Source organism: Devosia sp. ZB163, from assembly GCF_028613635.1.
Classification (GTDB): domain Bacteria; phylum Pseudomonadota; class Alphaproteobacteria; order Rhizobiales; family Devosiaceae; genus Devosia_A.
On sequence record NZ_JAQRMY010000001.1, the window covers coordinates 901,129 to 920,347 of the forward strand.

The 19,219-nt window shown below is 65.8% G+C and carries 19 protein-coding genes; 13 read left to right on the forward strand and 6 right to left on the reverse strand.

Annotated elements, in window-relative coordinates:
- Positions 1–31 precede the first annotated feature (31 nt).
- The 12 genes from sctE to PRN20_RS04750 all read left to right on the forward strand — a co-directional run bounded on the left by sctE (position 32) and on the right by PRN20_RS04750 (position 10,907).
- Entirely contained in the window at positions 32–1,147 is a 1,116-nt protein-coding gene (gene sctE, locus PRN20_RS04695; protein ID WP_273955904.1) for a type III secretion system translocon subunit SctE, read from the forward strand.
- Positions 1,148–1,184: 37 nt separating this feature from the next.
- On the forward strand, positions 1,185–2,105 hold the full coding sequence (locus tag PRN20_RS04700) for a hypothetical protein (protein WP_273955905.1): 921 nt from the start codon (positions 1,185–1,187) through the stop codon (positions 2,103–2,105).
- A gap of 10 nt (positions 2,106–2,115) precedes the next feature.
- Positions 2,116–2,592: a hypothetical protein gene (locus PRN20_RS04705; protein WP_273955907.1), complete on the forward strand. Its 477-nt coding sequence runs from the start codon at positions 2,116–2,118 to the stop codon at positions 2,590–2,592.
- Between the two features lie 29 nt (positions 2,593–2,621).
- Complete coding sequence (locus PRN20_RS04710) at positions 2,622–3,095, forward strand: pathogenicity island protein (RefSeq protein WP_273955908.1); 474 nt, start codon at positions 2,622–2,624, stop codon at positions 3,093–3,095.
- A gap of 7 nt (positions 3,096–3,102) precedes the next feature.
- Positions 3,103–3,678, forward strand: a complete 576-nt coding sequence (locus PRN20_RS04715) for a hypothetical protein (RefSeq protein ID WP_273955909.1) — start codon at positions 3,103–3,105, stop codon at positions 3,676–3,678.
- A gap of 1 nt (position 3,679) precedes the next feature.
- On the forward strand, positions 3,680–4,750 hold the full coding sequence (locus tag PRN20_RS04720; RefSeq protein WP_273955910.1) for a hypothetical protein: 1,071 nt from the start codon (positions 3,680–3,682) through the stop codon (positions 4,748–4,750).
- A 79-nt stretch (positions 4,751–4,829) separates the two neighbouring features.
- Positions 4,830–6,095 (forward strand): hypothetical protein, encoded by a 1,266-nt coding sequence (locus tag PRN20_RS04725; protein WP_273955911.1) that lies wholly within the window; start codon positions 4,830–4,832, stop codon positions 6,093–6,095.
- Positions 6,096–6,180: 85 nt separating this feature from the next.
- Complete coding sequence (sctV, locus tag PRN20_RS04730; protein WP_273955912.1) at positions 6,181–8,313, forward strand: type III secretion system export apparatus subunit SctV; 2,133 nt, start codon at positions 6,181–6,183, stop codon at positions 8,311–8,313.
- Positions 8,310–9,395 (forward strand): MotA/TolQ/ExbB proton channel family protein, encoded by a 1,086-nt coding sequence (locus tag PRN20_RS04735; RefSeq protein WP_273955914.1) that lies wholly within the window; start codon positions 8,310–8,312, stop codon positions 9,393–9,395. The genes sctV and PRN20_RS04735 overlap by 4 nt, the downstream gene beginning before the upstream one ends.
- Entirely contained in the window at positions 9,385–9,870 is a 486-nt protein-coding gene (locus tag PRN20_RS04740; protein WP_273955915.1) for a hypothetical protein, read from the forward strand. The genes PRN20_RS04735 and PRN20_RS04740 overlap by 11 nt, the downstream gene beginning before the upstream one ends.
- Positions 9,867–10,616, forward strand: a complete 750-nt coding sequence (locus tag PRN20_RS04745) for a hypothetical protein (protein ID WP_273955916.1) — start codon at positions 9,867–9,869, stop codon at positions 10,614–10,616. Before PRN20_RS04740 ends, PRN20_RS04745 begins: the two co-directional genes overlap by 4 nt.
- Before the next feature lie 3 nt (positions 10,617–10,619).
- Positions 10,620–10,907 carry a hypothetical protein gene (locus PRN20_RS04750; protein WP_273955917.1) on the forward strand — a complete coding sequence of 96 codons (288 nt, stop codon included), beginning with the start codon at positions 10,620–10,622 and terminating at the stop codon, positions 10,905–10,907.
- A 24-nt stretch (positions 10,908–10,931) separates the two neighbouring features.
- Here PRN20_RS04750 and PRN20_RS04755 read toward each other — a convergent pair whose 3' ends face one another.
- From PRN20_RS04755 to PRN20_RS04775, 5 genes are all read right to left on the reverse strand, one after another.
- Positions 10,932–11,309 carry a hypothetical protein gene (locus PRN20_RS04755; protein ID WP_273955918.1) on the reverse strand — a complete coding sequence of 126 codons (378 nt, stop codon included), beginning with the start codon at positions 11,307–11,309 and terminating at the stop codon, positions 10,932–10,934.
- Positions 11,310–11,334: 25 nt separating this feature from the next.
- Positions 11,335–12,555, reverse strand: coding sequence for an HrpJ domain-containing protein (locus PRN20_RS04760; RefSeq protein ID WP_273955919.1), 1,221 nt, complete (start codon positions 12,553–12,555; stop codon positions 11,335–11,337).
- A 150-nt stretch (positions 12,556–12,705) separates the two neighbouring features.
- Positions 12,706–13,014, reverse strand: a complete 309-nt coding sequence (locus PRN20_RS04765; protein ID WP_273955920.1) for an EscF/YscF/HrpA family type III secretion system needle major subunit — start codon at positions 13,012–13,014, stop codon at positions 12,706–12,708.
- A gap of 1 nt (position 13,015) precedes the next feature.
- Complete coding sequence (locus PRN20_RS04770; protein WP_273955921.1) at positions 13,016–13,306, reverse strand: hypothetical protein; 291 nt, start codon at positions 13,304–13,306, stop codon at positions 13,016–13,018.
- Between the two features lie 19 nt (positions 13,307–13,325).
- A complete protein-coding gene (locus PRN20_RS04775; RefSeq protein WP_273955922.1) occupies positions 13,326–14,021 on the reverse strand; it encodes a Crp/Fnr family transcriptional regulator in 696 nt (231 codons plus the stop codon).
- A gap of 272 nt (positions 14,022–14,293) precedes the next feature.
- Between PRN20_RS04775 and PRN20_RS04780 the strand changes: the two genes are divergently transcribed.
- Positions 14,294–16,444: an FHA domain-containing protein gene (locus PRN20_RS04780; protein ID WP_273955923.1), complete on the forward strand. Its 2,151-nt coding sequence runs from the start codon at positions 14,294–14,296 to the stop codon at positions 16,442–16,444.
- A 217-nt stretch (positions 16,445–16,661) separates the two neighbouring features.
- On the opposite strand, the gene PRN20_RS04785 is transcribed toward PRN20_RS04780, so the two are convergent.
- Positions 16,662–18,812 carry a secretin N-terminal domain-containing protein gene (locus PRN20_RS04785; protein WP_273955924.1) on the reverse strand — a complete coding sequence of 717 codons (2,151 nt, stop codon included), beginning with the start codon at positions 18,810–18,812 and terminating at the stop codon, positions 16,662–16,664.
- Between the last annotated feature and the right edge of the window lie 407 nt (positions 18,813–19,219).

Genomic DNA, 19,219 nt, shown 5'->3' on the forward strand with positions numbered 1-19,219 from the left:
GAACATTCATCCGGTCACCAAGGGTCTCACCATGAGCTCGATCCCGTCGAATACCCCGGTCGGTCCGAATACCAACCAGTACACCAGCGACGTCAATTTCGACCCCAAGAAGGCTGGCATCGGCTCCGGCGCCATCGGCCAGGCCGGTGACGCGCCGCCACCCGTGCCCCAGGAAACGGTCGCCAACGCCCTGGCGAGCCTCACCGCCTTCATGTCGGGCGGCGCCGGCATCGATGTCGATGTGCTGCTGGTTCAGATCGCCGTCGCCATGCGCGACACCGAGGCGACCAACCAGAAGGCCAAGATCAACACCGACCAGGAAACCAAGAAGCTCCAGCTCAAGGAAAAAACTGAAAAGCTGGAGGAAGCCCAGAAGAAGATGGATGAGGCCGAGGCCAAGCGGAAGAGCGCCAGCATCTGGGACAAGATCAAGCTCGCTTTCGAGTGGATCGGCGCGGCTCTCGCCATCGCGCTTGCGGCCGTGATGATCGCGACCGGCGTCGGCGCAGTCGTCGGCGGCCTGCTGATCGCAGCCGCGGTTACCGCCATCATCATGGCGATAGATTCCACGGTGTCCCACGCGACGGGCATGGGCATGGCCGGACATGCGGCCTATGCCGTGGCCATCAAACAGGGCAAGACCGAGGAAGAGGCCAAGGAGGCCGCCTCGAAGGCGGACATGGGCTTCCGCATCGCGCTGGCGGTGGTCGGCATTGCCCTCGCCATCGCTTCGGGCGGTGCGGGTATCGTCAGCTCGGTCAAGAGCGCGGTCGACGCCGGCCGGACTGTCGCCCAGGGCATCAAGGAGGCGTTCACCCTCGCCAACCAGATGCTGACCCAGGGCGCCAAGCTCGCCCGCCAGGCCATCTCCATCGCCGAGACGGCCAACATGGTCGGCACGGCCGTCAGCAATGCGGGCAGCACCGCGACGCGCTCAGAGGCCACCAAACTGAGCGGCGAGGCCAAGCAGATCGAGGCGCAGACCAAGACCGACGAGGCGGTCATCCAGATGCTGGACGATCTCATCGATCAGGCGCTGTCACGCCTCATGGCGGCGTCCGACCGTTTCAACACCATCCTCGATGACATCGTCGAGGCGATGAACGACCGCGGCAACACGATGAGCAAGGCGCGTTTCGCCGGCTAGGCCGACGCAGCGCTCATCGAACAAGAGGACCAGTGTCATGACGAGCATCCAGAACAACTACAACCTGCTGCCCAGTTCGTTCTTCAACCCGGAAACCAAAGAGCTTCTGGTGGACGAGGCAACGGCCCAGAGCGTCCAGGCGGGCATCCAGGCCAAGCTCAACAGCCTGCCTCCCATCTCGCGCGGCGATTTCCAGCAGATGGTCGCCAACCTCACCCCGGGCGACGTCGATACGCCGGCCAAGCTCGAGGCGACGCTGACCATGTTCGAGGCGGCATTGACCAAGCTCGGTAACGTCGACAGCGATGTCGTCGCCTTTGTCGGCGATCTCGCCAAGCTGCTTGCGCGTCTCATGATCGAGCAGACCGCCGACCAGCGCCAGAACGCGCTCAACGACCGTCTGCTTGCCCGCGACAAGGCCAAGGGCGAGCTGATGAGCCAGGCCGACCAGCTCGGCAAGGCCGCCGACAAGATGATCGAAGGCGCGACGACCGCGCTGATCACGGGTCTCGTCGGCGCCGGGCTGCAGATCCTGGGTGCGGCGGTCAACCTTGCCGGCGCGTTCAAGGCGCTCAGTGGCATGGGCGATGCCCAGAAAGCGACGCAGCAGGCGATCAACGACGCCAACAAGCAGGCGATGAAGGCCGCCGAGCAGGCTTTCGGCAAGGCGGAGAACATGAGCAAGATTTTTGGGGCGATCAGCCAGATGGGCTCCGGCTTTGGCGATGCGACCAAGGCAGGCGGTACTTCCGCGGATGCGCGTCTGCAGGCCGAAGGCAAGAAGCTGGAGGCAGAGGGTTCGCGCGATGCTGCCCAGGCCCAGGAATACCAGCAGATCGCCGACAACAAGAAGCAGATGGAGGAAGCCCTCAACGACATGATGAAGCAGATCATCAACTTCCTCAAGGAAATGCGCGAAGCCGAAGTCGACGCCATGCGCTCGCTGACCAAGGTCTGAGCGCGCTCCGGTGAAGGACTTTCCCTCCACTGTCGGCGCCTTGTGGGCGCGGCTTGGCCTCGGCGAGCCGCGCTTCACCGAACCGGGCCGCATCCAGCTCCGCATCGACGGCATCAGTCTCGATCTCACGGACAACGGCCGCGGTCTGCTGATCGTTGAGGGCTACGCCGGGCCGCTTGCCACCGATCCGGCCGCCCGGGCGCGCCAGACGCGTCGCGTGCTCCAGACCAACCTCGGGTTCGTGCCCATCGGCGAGGCCGGTGTCTATTTGCGGTCGCGCCCCAATGGGGAGAAATCGCTCGCGGGTCGTGCGACCTACGCATACCGTCGCGGCAATCTGGATTACTTGGTCAAAATAATAGAGGATGTGCTGCAGGCGACCGAATACTACAGGGCGGAATTCAAGACAGTCGCGACGGTCAGGGAGCAACGGCCGGCGCAGGCGCCGTCCGATCCGCTCGGGACCGCGATGATTTTCCGGCCCTGAGCATCGCCGAGCGACAACCGGGGGATACGATGAGCGTTGCATCTGCCACGCAGCCGACAGGCGATGACGAAACACTTGCCGCCCTGCTCAGGGGCGAGTTGCGCAATCGCCTCGGGCTCAGTTCCGAACAGCTGCGGATCGGTCTTTCCGTTGCGCGCAACCACATGACACGCGGAGCGCCTCTCGAGGCGCTGCGCGTCTACGTCACGCTCGTGCTGTGCGAGCCGGCCAATGTCGATTTCCAGATCGGCCTCGCAAATTGCGCCGGCGTGCTCGGCGAGCACCACCTGGCGCTGCAGGCCGCATCGGCGGTGATCGCGCTCGCCCCCAAGGATGCACGCGGCTACCTGCTCTCGGGGCGCAGCTGCATGATGATCAGCGCGTTCGCCGAAGCCAAGGAAGATCTCGAGGACGCGCTCGCGCTCGCCGGATCCGATGAGGCAGTCGCGGGTGAAGCCAAGCTGCTGCTCGGTCGCATAGCGGCTGCGTCGACCGCCCCATAGGCGAGCCGTGAGCGCACCCGCAGGACCGGCCGAAACGGCATATGCCGGCACTCTGTTCGGACTCACCGGTACCGACGCAGACCTGCTCGAGCAGACCTGCGGCGAGGCCCTCGGCGCCGCCGGGGTGGATGCCGGTCGCCTCTTCGATCGGTTGCGGCAGGGGCAGAGCCTCGGGGTTGCCCTCGGCCTGCCGCCGGACGTCACCGAACTCATCTATGCGCGCGCCCATCGCTGGTTCGTCGCGGGCCGGCCCGACCGTGCCGAGCCGCTGTTTCGGGCCCTTTGCGCCGCCGAGGGAGGGACAGCCGACTACTGGGTCGGGCTCGGCGTCTGCCTGCGTCTCAGGGGCGATTATGCCGGCGCCTCGCTGGCCTTCTCGATGGCCACCGATCTCAGGCCTGACTGGGCCGTGCCGGCCTTTCATGCGGCCGAGCTTGCCCTCCAGCGCCGTGACCGCATTTCGGCCGAAGCTGAACTCCGGCGCTTCCGGCGACTTTCCGATGCAGCGACGCCCGAGCGCATGAAGGACGAGATTTCGCGCATGGAGCAGGCGCTGAGCGCCCAGAAACAGGCGGAGAGGTGAGATGGAGTCCCGGCTGGGCGTCGCCTTCCAGATGGATCGCATGGCGCTCATCCAGGAGATCGCCCGCAACCTCGTCGGAGAATCGCCGCCGCCGACCGGGACGACGTCCACCGGCCCCCTGAACCGACAAGCCGAACCTGCCGAGGCCAGCCCCGACGATGTCCTCCTCGCCGGTCGCCTCGCGCAGCCCGAGGCAAAGCCGCCTGGTGTCGCAGGCCTGCTAGCGGGCATGAAGCTGCCGCAGGCGATGGTCCTGCAGCCCGAAGCCTATCGGCAGGTGCTCGCTCAGCTCGTCAGATCCGAAACCGCCATGGCGGCACTGCTCGATGACGCGGCTTCGCCCCACCCGCCGCACACGGCGGGCACGGAGCACAAGCCGCAAATGCCAGGCACCACCGGCACCGCCGTGCCGCAGTCGGAAGCTCCGGGCGAAGCAGATATTGCCCTCGCCAGATCGATCAATGCCGACAGAGATAGCGGAGCCGTGTCGTTACCGGGCCTGCGGCGGGAGGCAGTCGCCGCCACACCCGGGACCACCAGCACGACGATCGCCGATACCATCGCCGATGCTGTGGCCGCTTCGTCCGAAGCGCCTGCATCCGATGCGCTCGCCTCGACCGAAGCCGTGGTCGAGCGCGCCCTCCTGAGCCTCGGGCTGGGGGAGGGCGCTGCCAGCCCGGCCGCCATGCGAAGCGAACTGGGTGGCATCATCGCGTCCTTCATCCTCAACGCGCACTTCCAGCCCGGCTGGCCTCCGCTGCGGCCGGTGCAGGACCCCGAGGCCAAGGCGTTCGTCGCGCAGCTAACCAAGGACCCAAAGCTCGGCAAGGACGACATCGCCTTGCTGACCTATCTCGCCAATTTCGGTCTCAACCGCACGCAACTGGCCCGCATCCTGAAGCTCGCCGCCAGCGCGGCGAATCGCTCGAAGCTGCTGGAGTCCATCGCGCATCTGTTCGCCAACATCGGCACATTGCTGGGCGCGGTCCACGCCGAGATCGAGGCCCTTGCCGAAGAGATCAGGGAAGCGCGGGCCGGGCGCACGAAACGCGAGCGCCTTACCCTGCGCTGAGCCGTCATCTTTGGCACACCCGCCGCTCGCGGACCGGGTAGTTTGTCCCCAGCGCGATCCTTCGCCTCCGGAGGCATGAATGTCGGACGTAACCCTCACTCCCAGCGTAACGCCCAGCCTCCCCACAACCACGCCCGAAATCCAGAACGTTCAGGCCCCGGCGCCGGAAGCGACCGGCCAGAGCTACACGCCGCTCTGGATGGTCAACGACAGCATTGGCAGCAATGCCTTCGAGATGCTCGGCATGCGCCTGCCCAGGGCGTCCGGCGACATCGCGGCGATCCTCGCCCAGATATCGCTCACGCTGGAGCTGTCGATCGACGAGAGCGAGAAGAACAAGACGCTCAGCGGGCTCGCCAAGCTGGCCTCCGCACTCGGCGCCTACGGCGTCAACGCGCTGAGGGAGACGATCGCCCGTAACGAAGCGGGGCTCGCAACAGTGACGGAGCGTGTGGCCGATTACGGCGAGGCGTCCGCCGGACTGGTCGACGACAGGAACGACCTCAACGCGACCATCGCCAGCTACAACACCCAGATTTCCAGCCTCGAGGGGCAGCTCTCCACCCTGCGGGACGATTACGCGAAAGCCAAAGACGCGGACAAGCCGGCGATCCTCGCGCAGATCAACAGCGTCACGGCAAGCCTCGACACCGTAAAGGCGTCGCGCAACGAGGCACTGGGCGAGCGCAAGGCGGTCGAGATCTCGATCGCCGAACTGAAGATCGGAACGCTCGAGGCGCAGCTCGCTGACCTTCAGGCGCAGCTTGCCACCACTCCGGCGGAGACTGCGGAAGCCACGGGCCTCGCCATACTCATCGCTGACGTCGGCGACAAGCTGACCAGCATGCGGAGCCAGCTCAGCGCCCTGAGGACGGACCCCTATACCGAAAGCTCCGGCAACAGCCGTTTCGCCAGCATCGATGCGAGCTTCACCGGCGGCTTCACCAACGTCCAGAACACGCTTGGCCAACGCGTGAGCGACGGGCTGACCGAGCTCCAGGACATCATCACGATGGTGCTGGCGATCGCCGCGCAGGCCGCTTCGAGCTTCAACACGTCCAATGCGAACGCTGCCGGCGAGCAGGGGCAGCGCGAAATCGCGGTGGAGCGCAGCTTCGAGGATATCGCCAGCGAGCTAAAAGCCGCCAGCGGCAGGCTGCACACCATGCTGCTCAACCGCGACAAGGCCAGCGATGCCAGCCTCGACCGCATCGAGGACGTTGCGCGGGGCCTCCTCGCCGCCATCTCCGACATCGTCCAGGCGCTCGACGGGCTCGACGCCACCGCCCCCGGTTCTCCGTCGCCCGGCCTGACCGTCGGCAACCGCCTCCGGCTCGGGGTTTGACTGTCCAGTGAGCTGTTTCTGCTGGTGATTGAAGCGGCAGAACAGACATGCGACGGTGCCGGATAACAAGGGCCGGGGTTCGGGCATGCAAAGATTTCTAGTCGCGCTCTCCAAGCGCACCGATCTGCTGCTCGCGGTCCTGCTGATCAGCATCATCTTCATGATGATCCTGCCGCTGCCGACGGAATTGGTGGACGTGCTGATCGCGATCAATCTCGCGCTCACCGTCATCCTGTTGATGGCGGCGGTCTATCTGACCGACGTCACGCAGCTATCCGCCTTCCCGTCGATTCTGCTGCTGACGACCCTGTTCCGGCTCGGCCTTGCCATCACCACGACCCGCCTCATCCTGATCCAGGGTGATGCCGGCCATATCGTGCAGACCTTCGGCGAATTCGTCGTGGGCGGCAATCTGGTGGTCGGGCTCGTGGTGTTCCTGATCCTGACCATCGTCAACTTCATGGTCATCACCAAGGGCTCCGAACGCGTCGCCGAAGTGTCGGCGCGCTTCTCGCTCGACTCCATGCCCGGCAAGCAGATGTCGATCGATTCCGACATGCGCGCCGGCATGATCGAACTCGACGAGGCCAAGCGCCGGCGCAGCAAGCTCGAGCAGGAAAGCCAGCTTTTCGGCGCCATGGACGGCGCCATGAAGTTCGTCAAGGGCGACGCCATCGCCGGCATCATCATCATCGCGGTGAACCTCATCGGCGGCGTCAGCATCGGCATGTTCCAGCGCGGGCTCGAGGCGGGCGAGGCGCTCAACCTCTATGCTCTGCTCACCATCGGCGATGGCCTCATCCAGCAGATCCCGGCGCTGTTCGTCTCGATCACCGCCGGCTTCATCGTGACGCGCGTCGCCAACGAGGACAGTAAGGATCTCGGCAGCGACATCGCCAAGCAGTTGTTGAACCAGCCCAACGCGCTGAAGGTGACGGGCGCGATCCTCCTGATCTTCGCGTTGGTGCCGGGCTTTCCCTGGCCCGTCTTCCTTGTGCTCGCGATCATCGCGGGCGGCGGCGGCTTCCTCATGGCGCGTCGCCAGACCAGGGCGACACAGACGCGGCGCTCCGCCGAAATGCCGGCGCTCACCAGCGCGCTCACGCCCGAGGCCGCGCCGCAGAAATTCCCCGACGACGACGAAGATACCGGTCCGGTCGAGAACGTCACCTTTGCCCTGACCGTGCCGCTGATCGTCGACATCGCGGCGAGCGTGCGCAGCTCCATCCGCCCCGAAAAGCTCGATCGCGAAGTGGCGCGCGTCCGCCGCGCCCTCTATTTCGATCTTGGCGTCCCGTTCCCCGGCATTCACCTGCGGCTGAACGAGAACCTCAAGGACGGCGAGTACCGGATACTCGTCAACGAGATTCCGGTCGCGGCCGGGCAGGCGCGACCCGGCTTCGTGATGGTCCGCGAGACCGAAGCCAATCTCAACATGTTCAACATCCCGTTCGAGCGCGGCGCCGATTTCCTGCCGCACACGCCGAGCCTGTGGGTGAGCGTCAAGCACCTGCCGATGCTGGAGCGGGCCGGCATGCAGGTCATGACGCTGTCGAGCATGCTGACCTTCCATCTCGCCCACATGCTCAAGGCGAATGCCGCCGAGTTCATCGGCGTGCAGGAAACCATGTTCCTGATGAACCAGATGCAGAAGAACTTCGCCGAGCTCGTGCGCGAAGCCACCCGCATCCTGCCCGCGACAGCGATAACCGATGTGCTGCAGCGCCTCGTCAGCGAGGAGATCTCGATCCGCGACATGCGCACCGTGCTCGAGGCGCTGGTGACATGGGGGCAGCGCGAGAAGGATCCCATTGTGCTCGCCGAGCACGTTCGCGGAGCGCTTGGCCGCTACATCACGCACAAGTTCTCGGGCGGCCAGAACATCATCCCGGCCTACCTGCTGTCCAAGGACATCGAGGATGCCGTGCGCGGCGCGGTGCGCCAGACGAGCGGCGCCTCCTACCTCGCCCTCTCGCCCGATGTGCATCGCGAGATGATCGCCAGCATCAAGGATGCGGTCGGCACCACCGAGCGGGCGGGAGTGAGCCCCGTGGTTCTCGCGCCCATGGATATTCGCCGCTTCATGCGAAAGATCATCGAGCGCGATTTCCCGAGCCTCGCCGTGCTCTCCTACCAGGAGCTCACTCCGAGCGCGAACATCCAGCCTCTCGAGCGTATCCGGATGAACCGTCAGGGACAGCTCTCGGCGGCTGAATGAGCGACGTGGCGCTGCACGACACGGCCGACGCCCTCTCGCGACATCGGCGCGCCTATCTCATCTGCCTTGCCACCGCCTTCTCGCTCTATCTTGCGATCAACTCGGGTGCGCTGGGCATCGCTTTCACGGCGGGGGCCGCCCTCGTGCTCGCGGCCGTGGTTCTCGCCTGCTTCGGCATACCGAACGGGAACGAGAGTGTGCTTGCGCGGCTCTCGGCCATCGCTGCGGCAATCGTGGCGCTGGCTTTTCCGCTTGGTCTGATTGTCTGGGCCGGAACCTCGATCCCGGCGGCCGTTCACGCCAGCATGGTCTGGCCGCAGATCCTGGTCCTGCTCTTTGCCGGCCGGGTGCTGGCGGCCGATGCAGAGCAGCGCTTCGTCGCCTTCTGGCGCGAGCCGTCGCGCCATGCCCATGCGCGCACGCAATCGCTGGCGGGCGCGATCGTGACCGGGGCATGCCTCGTTCTCGTGTTCTATCAGTTGATAGGCGACGCCTCCGGCCTGTCGTCCGACGCGCTCGATCCCTGGTCGATCACGCGACGGGCGCTGGCCGGCGAGACCTTCGTTCACGTCGCCATCGTCGCCCTGTTCGCGATTGTCATCGCCGCGATCGTCGATGCCGCTCTCGCCCTTGCCGGTGATCTGCAGGGGCTTGCCGCATTGCGCCGGACGCTCGCCAGTGCACCACCCAGCGAGGTCGCCGTACGGCTTTCCCGCTTCTCGCACACGCGGCCGTTGCAGGAACTGCTCGGGCACCAGTCGGCGCTGGTCGCGCTGCACCTGGCGTCGCGGCGGCTGATCCGCGCGCTCGTTTCCTTCCTGCCGCTGTTCGGCTTTCTCGGCACTGTCATCGGGCTGACGGCGGCCATCGGCGGTCTGCCGGAAAATCTCGGGCCCGAGGCCGCCGGCAATCTCGATATCGGCGCGAGCCTTGTCGGGCTTTCCGTGAAGTTCGAGACGACGCTCATCGGCCTCGTCGGCGCCCTCATTGCCTCGCTGCTGCTGGCGCTGATCGAAAGGCGCGAAGGCGAGATGATCGCCGAAACGCGGCATCTGCTCGCGGCGGGCAGCCATGTCCGATGAGGACGACGACGACGATGGCCTGACGGCGCTGCCGGCGACGATGAGCGACATCCTCTTCAGCCTCGTCGCCGTCGTCATCGTCGTTCTGCTGTCCCTCGCGCCGGCGATCCGCACCCCGGGCGCGCTTGCCTCGCAGAAGTCCGACCTGCTGACGTCCCCGATCCTCGTCGAGAGCGAACCGGCCCTCGTCTTCGTTGCCGAAGCTGCCGGGCTGCGCATCGGTCAGGGCGAAGAGCGCCTCGTGCCGCTCGATGCAATCCTCACCGATGCGGACCTGGCGCAGGCGCTGCGCGAATCCAACGAGGAGGTTCTCCTCCTCGTCGCCGATGATGGGCAGGAGGCAGCGTTCCTGTTCAACAGCCTCGCGGGCGCGCACGGCATCGCCTCGATCCGGCAACTGCGTCTTGATCCCAAATGCCGCCACATCGCCGACCCTGTCCGGGTCGGCTGCACACCCTCGGGGGCGCCCGCATGACTTCGTGGCGGCTCGACCTCACAGTCCTCGCCGATCTTGCCGCGAGCATGTTCGCAGCCTGTTTCATGGTGCTGCTGATCTTTCTCAGCCTCGCGCAGAAGGCGGACACGCTCCCGGCCCGCCCGATCGAAGCGACACGGGACCTGAACACCGTCGCGCGACAAGTTCAGGCGGCCGGAGAACTGGTCGATCTGCTGCACGATCATGCTGCGCTGGACGGCACGAGCATCGATCTCTTCGCAGACCGCATCGATGTTCGCATGGCGACAGGCACGACAAGCCTGCGGGGGGACGCGATTGCCTCGTTGGCAATCCCTGGCGGACCCGTCCGCCTCTACGTCTTCTCCAACGCGCTCTATCACGACGTCACGGCCGTCCTCGGCAACAGGCCCGTCACGGAAATGAGCGTGCCTCGCGCACTGCGGGATGCCACCGGGGAGTGGAGGCCGGAGTTCCTCGCGCTCGATGCGGAGCGGGCAGAGCCGGTCCTGTTTCGCCAGCGACTTGCGCAACTCCTCGATGGCGGAACGGAGGGGGAGGGGAGCGCGGTCGGTGCCGATGGCATGCCGGCACCCGCCGCCGGCGCTTCCCTCGCGGAACGAATTGCCTCCGCACTCGGCGCCGTGGCCGCTATCGGCTTCCCCATTCTCGGGGTCTGCGCCGTCCTCCTGATCGAGCGCCGCCGCTACAGGTCTGGACAAACCAATCCCCTCGGGAAACAATCGACTGTCCCTGATGGAGCCTGACCAATGGTCGACCCGATCCAGCGTACCAGCAGCGTCCCCGTTCCGCAGTTCCAGACGGAGCAGGGGACGCAGGATCCCTTGCCCGTCAACGCGCCCCGCGAGCAGCAGCGCGTCGGGGACGACATCCGCGAGGACGACCGGCAGGACGATGGCGCCGCGTTCGAGGACTATCTCAACGACTCGAGCATCCTGACGCTCGAAAAGGCCAAGCGCGGCCAGACCGTCGATACGGCGGGCGAAATCGAGTCTGCCAGCGTCTACTCGCAGCCGGGGCAGAAGACGCCGCTCTAGCGTACTTTCACGAAAGACTGGCTATCAGGCGATGGCCGACCGGGCCGCGAACAGCTGCTGCATGCAGGTTTCGAGCGTCGGCAGGCTGATCTCGCTGTCGTCGATGCTGACCACGAACATCGCCTCGCCGTCACGGGTCAGCCCCGTCGACAGGAACCGCTCGCTGGTGAAGTCCGGCCCGGCCAGCGCCAGCAGCCGTTGCTCGATTTCCTCGTCCAGCCGATGCGGGCGGGCTGCGAGACTCAGCAATGTGCGCTGCCCGTCATCGGTGGACGTGAGCGTCAGCGTGCCCGACCGCTCGAACACGAAGCTGTAGCTGCCATCCGCCGCCGGGGTCAGCGGCAGTTGCAGGCTCGCCGCGAAGCCTTCGAGCGCCTGAAGGGCCTGATTTGAGAACGCCAATTCATCTCACCTTGCTGGCCGCGGCCTACTGGCGCGCGCCGTCGCGTTGATCCTTGTCCTCGCGGGTGACGCGGCCCTCGTACTCGGCCTCTTCCTCCTCGACGAGCTCATCGAGCATCGAAAGCAGCGCGGTGCGTTGCTGCAGTCGCGCCTGGGGGTGCGGCATGACCTCGTCGGGCAGCTCGCCGTGCATGCCGCGCAACCCGTTGGCAAAGGCGAGCTGGCTCGCCAGCGAGCACTTGAGGTAGCGCTGCAGCAGGGCGCGCGCTTCCATGGGCCCGGCGGCAGCGTTCGAGGCGAACAGCAGCATGCGCTCGGCGACGTCGGCCGGAGTGCCCTCCGGCCGCTCCCCCGACGTAAGCTGGCGGTCGGTCGTCTTGACCAGATCGAAGGCCATGCTGACGGTGCTCTGCATCAGCTTGAGCTTGGAGAGCTCGGTGAGCAGGGTGTGGAGGTAGGTGGAGTCGGTCGAAGGCCCGGTGCTCGCGAGGTCCTGCCCCGCCACCGACATGAACAGGCTCACCACTTCGTCGAAGTTCTTCATCATGTCGAAGCGCTGGAATGCCTGGAACAGCTGGCCCATGTTGCGCGTCTCGCGCAGCAGCGAGCGATAGGCTTCGCGCACCGCCGCCGGATCCGTCTCGAGCGTGACGGTGGCCTGTGCCGCTTCCTTGGCGGAGGCCAGTCCGGCGCGCACTTCGCGCCCGAGATCGCCCTTGCTGAACTCGGCATGCGCCTGCTCGAGCAGCATCATGAAGTCGTCGCTGGCGCCGGTCGTCGCGAAGAACTCGCGGGCGATGTCGAGTCCCGCGAACTGGTGCGTCACGTCGCCGTCGAACTGCTGCAACGCCTTGAGGATATCGTCGGTGGTGACGCCACCGCCACTGCCGCCTTCGTTCATCAGGCGCTCGAAATTCTCCAGCTGCTCGACGAGGCTGCGCAACTGGTCCTCGCGCGGCATGTCGGGCAGCTTGTCGTAATAGTCGGCGATGCGTGCGAGCGCCTCGAGCGTCGCTCCCGCGCCCTGGCGCACCTCGCGCCGGTCGAGGCTGCGCTTGTCGGCGCGATGCGCGACCGACATGCCGAGTTCCTCGGCGGCGTCCTGGAGCTTGGAGGCCTCGGTGCTGGTCGCAACCTGCTCGCCGCGATAGCTGCCGCGCACCTCGCGGGCGATCTCTGCGCCGGTGGGCGAGGTGACGTTGAGCGCGGCAACATTCTGCCGCAGGGTCTCGATCGAACCGGACATGGTTCCGCTCATTGCTGGCGAACGATGGAGAAAGCTATCACGCTGTCCTGCCGCAGCCAGTCATCAACGTGACAGGGAGCGGCCGGGGCAACGAAAAAGGCACACCCGCGATCGGCGGATGTGCCTCGGAACTCGTGCGTCAGCCCGCTATCAGGCGACGTTGCGCGCGATCGACTTGAGCGTATCGGCGACGGTCTTCAGCATGTTGGTGCGCAGGTTGCTGATCGCCGACCAGGTATTCATCGCCATCTGCATCGAGAACATCTTCTCGGTGTCGGAGAGGTTGGCGTTGGACTCGATTTCGCGGATGTCGGCCTCAACTGCCGACATCTGTGCTTGCAGTTCCCTCTGCCGCCAGATCAGGTCGAAACCGTTCGTACTGACATAATTTGCCGTATCGGCGCCGCCCGTTGAAGTAACTAGGTCACTGCCCCAATTTTGAATCGTGCTGCCAGGCATGCTATTCCCCCTTCTTTGCGGGTGCGGCCCCCAAGGTCCCGCCCGGAATTACTGTAATAAGTGACGAAATCCGTACCATGACAGCCTGAGCCGCCGCAAGCGCCTCGGAAAGCGCCGTGTGGCGCTCATATTCGCCGGGCGGAAGGCCGCCTGCGAGCTTGCCCGCAACCCCATCCTTCAGCTGCCCGAGTCGTGCAATGGTGGCGGCGGCAATATCCGCGCCATTCGGCCCGCGCAACTGCTCGCCCAGGTCGGTGAAGTCGAAGGCCTCTGCAATATCGTTCTCGGTCATCAGGCCGGTTCCCTCATTATCAGGCAAGTCCATCGTCGATGGCGATGGCTTCGAGACTGTCGCGATCGAGAATGAGGATGTTGCGATCGCGAATCGCGATCCAGCCCTCTTTCTCCCAGGCCTTGAGGGCCCGGTTGACATTGCCGCGCGCGCCGCGCGCCATCAAGCCGAGATCGGATTGTGTAACGAACGCGCCGACCTGGAGGACCTGGCGGCCCATGGTGTCGACCCTGTCGCCCAGCCCGTCGGCGACCCGGAGCAGGCACTGCGACAGGCGCGCCTGCAGGGTTTTGAGTCCGAGAATCCGGGTGAGCAGGATATAGGAGCGGTAGCGATGGGCGATCGTGCGCGCCAGTGCCTCGCCCAGTGCCGGAAAGCGCGCGCGGAGCGAGCGGAACGTCGCAGCCGGGATACAGTAGACCGAACTGGTGCCGATCGAGGTCGCCATGTCGGCGTGCTGGCCATCCTCGAATATGCCCAGTTCGCCAAAACTCTGGCCGGCCGGCAGCACCCCGAACAGGATCGGCGAGCCGTCCTCGAGCAGGTAGGAAAGCCGCACATGGCCCGAGCGAACGAAGTAGAGATTGGTCGCGTCGTCGTCCTGCAGGTAGATGAACTCGTTCGGCCCGAGGATGCGATGCGTCGTCGCTCCGTCGAGCGCCGCCTCGGCCTCTGCATCGAGGCCGCCGAAGCTGGACGCGCGGAAGTGCGGCAATGTGCTCAGCCGGCTGTAAATCGGATGCCCCCCAAGACGCCGCCGACGGTTCCGGAAGACACCGGGCGATCACGGCGACCGCATTTTCTCCGGAATGCCAAGACTTCGCAACGCTCAGCAGTGTCAAACTGCGACGATTTGCGAACAAGCGCGCGAACGATACACTAACCGACGGGGCCGTGGGGAAAACCGCTATCGATTCTCGCAAGAATCCGGTAGCCGTGAAGTTGACGGGTGCGTGGCGCGCGGCCGCGTGACTGGTGGGGCAGGTTATGGTGGAAGCCATAGATCCGACGGGGGTTGTTCTCAAGATATTGACCGGCGTCCAGGCCGGTATCGACATCGCACTACGCGAGGGTGACTACACACTCGGCTCGGGCGACGAAGACGACATCCAGTTCTTCGATGTCAGCCTGAAGCCTGCTCATGCACGTCTCGCTATCCGCGCCGGCAAGATGCAGATCGCCGGCGGCGCCGGACAGGTGCGCACCCGCAATGGCATTGTGCTCGAAGCCGGCGGCGCGCCGGTCGATCTCGAGCCGCTCGACATCGTGACCGTGGGGACGACGCGCTTTGCGCTCGGACCACGCGTTGCGAACTGGGCGAGCATCACCGATGCCGAGCGCGACGACCCCGATGGGCTCTATTCCGCAAAGCCGCGCAAGGCCCAGCCCGCCAAGACCCGCCGGCATTGGCCGGTGCTGCTTGCCATCGCCATTCCGCTCGGCGTTGCCTCGGTCGGGGTTGGCTTTGCCGCGCTCAATGCGCCCAAGGCCCCCAAGCCCGAAGAAGAGGCGGTACGCACCAGTCTCGCGATCGTCGAGGAGGCGCTGGCCGTATTCGATTTCCGCGCGCGGCTGACGCTGACCGAGGAACTGGACAAGAGCCTCTCTCTCACCGGCTTTGTGGACGACGCCGCTCAGCGTCGCGGTGTTGTCGCGGCCGTGCAGGCCACCGGCATCCCCGTGCGCACCCGCCTCACCGTGCTGGCGACGATCAGGGAGGAAGTCGCGAGCCTGCTCGAAACCGAGAATGTGGGCGTCGAGTTTGCGCTGTCGCCGGTCGGCGTGCTGACCCTCACCGGCGTCATCCTCGATCCGGACCGCGCAACGAGCCTCGTCGAAATGGTTCGCGAGCAGGTTCCGGGCCTTGCATCGATCGATTCGCAGATCCGCACCGCGCCGACTTTGCTTGCCGAGGTCGAAGCCCTGGCGGACCGCGCCCAGATCAAGCCGCTCGTCCTGCTTCGCATCGACGGTCCGTTGATCGAGGCGAGCGGTGCGCTGCCGACCGAAAAGATCGATTCGTGGGCCGGGTTCCTGCAGTCCTACGCCACCCAGTTCGCGTCGATCATCCCGCTGCGATCCTTCGTGCAACTGCAGAGCCCGGGCGTCACGGTCGAGGCCGCCGCCGAGCAGCCCAAGGCCGCGCTCTATCTCGGTGCCGGCACCGGCGTCACCGGCGATGTCGCCATCGACCTGCAGCGCCTCAAGACCGGCAGCTTCGAACTCTCCGACGTCTTCGCCAACGAGATATCGAGCCAGCTCGCCGCGAGTGCGGAAGCTCGCGACGCCAGCCCGCGCGAGGAGCGGCAGGGGATCAACGTCGCGGGCCTGCTCGGGCTTCCCGTGGCAGATGACGAACCGGCGCCCTCTGAGGCGAGCTCCGAAGTGAGCCGCGAAACGCGCCCCGAAGCACCCACCGACGCAGGCTCCGAACCAACCTCCGATTCCCCGGGTGGCGGCCCCGTCATCCCCGCCGCCGATGTGAATCTGCTGGGCCGCGAACTCGTCACGCGCTGGCAGCAGGGCACTCTGGGCGATTCGTCCGCCGCTTCGGCGCTGGGAGAGGATTTGCGGACGCTCGAAAGCTCCAGCCTCACCGGACCGGCCCAGCCGCTGGCAAAGCGCTACGCTCCGTTACTGGCAGGCGCCGTCCCCGAGGCCGATGCCTACGAGCCCTGCTGGTACCAGTCGCGTCTCAACCAATCCAACGTGACCGGCGCGCTGTTCTGGCTCGATCTGCTGAGCGTGTCCCGCGAGCTCTCGCTCGCCGATCTCGACCGCCCGACGCAGGCCCTGATCCTCGAGGCGGCGCTCAGTCCGCAATGGACGGCCAGTTGTGCCGCCAAGGCTGCGGGCGGCGAGGTGCAGTCGCCCTATCTCTACGAGGTCTCGCGCAACCCCAGCTTCGTCAGCTACATCGCTCGCGACATCGGCAGCTTCCCGATCGAGGTCGCCGGCGTCAACACGGCCGGCGATCGCTACATCCAGACCCGGGCCGGCCTGAAGATGGCCGAGGGGTCGGCTCCGGACGCGACGAGCCGGCTGGTGCTGGTGGGCGAGCTCGGCGCCGCCTTCCAGCGCGACGACGGCTATTCGACCTACGTGTTCGATTCCAGCCTCAACTGGCGCACACAATAGGCGCTATCGCTTCGCCGGCACCGCGGGCGGCCGGGAGTCCTGCAGCCGTCGCGTAGGTGCTCGACTTCCGAGCAGTTACTGGACCCGAATATCTCCGAGTCTGGCTCTTGACGTACCAGCGGCCTGGTACCGGTTATGAACTGGGCGCCGCGTTCCAGGGCGACGACGGCAATTGACCAACGCCCTCGCTCCCACGTCCAACTGGCGCTCAGAAGTTCTACTGAATCTGCGAGTTCTGCAGCAGCCTCGTGATGTTCTCGATCTCCGAGGAACTGCGCACGACGCGCGGCGTGATCAGCACCAGCAGTTCGGTCCGCTTCGCCGAACCCTTGTTCTGGCGGAACAGCCCGCCGATCACCGGCACTTCGCTCAACCCGGCCACGCCCTCCTCGGTGAGTTGCTGGCGATCCTGGATCATGCCGCCCAGCAGCAGCGTGCGGCCCGATTGCGCGAGAATCTGCGAGGAGATATCGCGGGTCGCGACGACCGGCGTGAGGTTCGTGCCGTCCGACGCTGACGGCGTCGATACCGACTGCACGATCTTGAGGTCGACCGCATTGTTGGCGTGGATGCGTGGCGTGATCTCGAGCACGACACCGGTATCGAGGATCTCGATATTGCGCGTGATCGTCGTGCCGCCCGTATTGGACGAGGTCTGCTCGCTCGTGGCGAACGGAATCTGGTCGCCGATCACCAGCCGCGCCGCCTGCCCGTCCACCACGGTGAGATAGGGCGACGAGACGACCTTGAGGTCGGTCACCTGCCGCAGCGCCTTGACCACCGCCTCGACATTGATGTCGCCCACCGAGCCGCTGAAGCCGGCCATGCCGCCGCGCGACGCAGTGGCGTTGCCGGCCGGTATGCCGGAGCCGATCGAGAACCCGTTCGACTGCAGGAAGAACTGCACGCCCGTTTCGATCGTCTCGTTGAGCTCCACTTCGAGCACGGTCGCTTCGATGATGACCTGCGCCTGGGCGACGTCGAGCGTCAGCGCCATTTCGCGGACGCGCTTGTAGACCGAGTAGGTCGAATAGACGAGAATCGCGTTCGTCCTCTCATCGGCGACGATGCGCGTCTCGCCGCTCTGCGGCGCAGCGGTGGTCGAGGCGGCGAACGGCCCGTTGCCGCCTTCCTCCTGCAGCGCATCGGCCGGCATCGGGACGGCGAGCCCCGTGCCGTCGGCATTGTCGCTCGGGGGGGTGGCGCCCGGCACGGTGAGGCGCGACGCGACCCCGGTCGTCGGTCCCTTCGCGCCGGTATCTGCCGGCGGGGCCAGCGCCGCCGTCGTCGAGCCGAACAGCTGGACGAGCTGCGGAACAAGGTCCGCTGCCTTGCGGTGCGTCAGCGCGACGACGCGCAATTCGCTGGCATCGGTCACCGACCGGTCGAGTTGCTGCGCCAGTTGCTGCACGCCCTGCATCAGCGCCGGGTCGGAGGCGCCGACGAGAATTGCCTGCTGGTTCTGCAGCGGAATGACCGAAACCCGTGAGTCGCCGCCTTCACTGAGCAGCTCGCCATAGAACTGGCCCAACTGGGCCGCGACCGCCTCGGGCGCACTGCGCCGCAAGGGAATGATCGCGACCTGGTCGCTCCCCACGGCCATCTGCGCAAGCTGGCGCAGCATCTGCTCGATCGAGGCGATGTCGTTCTGGTTGGCGCGCACCACGACCTTGTCCGACGAGCTCGACACCATGACGCTGACATTCTGGGGCAGCAGCTGCGAGGCGATGGACACCACCTGTGCGGCGTTGTTGCTGCCGAGCGCAATAATCTTGGTCGTATCGTCGCCGGGCCGTCCGGCATTCGAATTGGCCTGCAGCGACTCGATCAGCTCGGCCGGCCCGATCTGATAGACGCCATTGATGAGGCGCATCACGAGCCCGTTCCGCGCCAGGAGGTCGCGTACCACCTGGATGACCCGGCTCTTGGGCAGGGGCGTCTCGATGCGGAAGTCGATACCGGTGGGCAGGTCGGCGGGCGCGATGTAGTCGACCTGCAACGCCCCGCGCAGCAACTGCTCGAGAATGAAGTCCAGCGAGGCGTCGGTGAAATCGACCGAAACGGTTTCGTTGGGACTGAAGTCGGCCGACGCAGCGCTCAGGTCGCGCAGGTCGCTCTCGACGGCGCGGCGCTCGCCCTCATAGTTGACGCGCACCTCCCCGACAAAGCCGGAATAGGGTGCAAGCGTTGCCTGCACCGCAGTCTTGTTGAAGGCGGCCTCATTGATGACCGGCCCGCGACGCTCGGCCTCGCCATTCTCGAGCCGCGGCTTGGCAACACCCCCGAACCCCGACGGCGAAAGACTGGAGCAGGCCGAAAGGGCGGGCAGAACAAGCCCGAGCAGTACGCACGCAAGGACTGTCCTCAAGCCCGGTCTGGCGAGATGTCGTTGCCGCGGCGTCCCCAAAACAGCACTGCCCTTCTTTCGAAAACGAGCAGGTTGCCAGCCAGAACGGCGCCACAACTGCCACTCAGAAGTCGGAGAATCTCACCCCCAAGGCGAACCTCCTGTACGCTTTAGTACCCCCAGCACGCCCCGCGCCGTCAATAGCGATTAACCAATAGTTAAGCGGAGTCTTCGGGACCTGCTCTGATTGAGCGAACAGTACCCAACGCTGAACCATCGCCCGTGCTGACGACGTTGCTTTTGGTCACGCACTGCAAAATCTCGCTGCTAATCACGATCGAGAGCCGCCTGGGATCTTTCTTCAATCGAGGCAAGGACCGCGCAACGCGTCTAGCTACCCGATGGCGACCGAACATCCGTATCCCGAT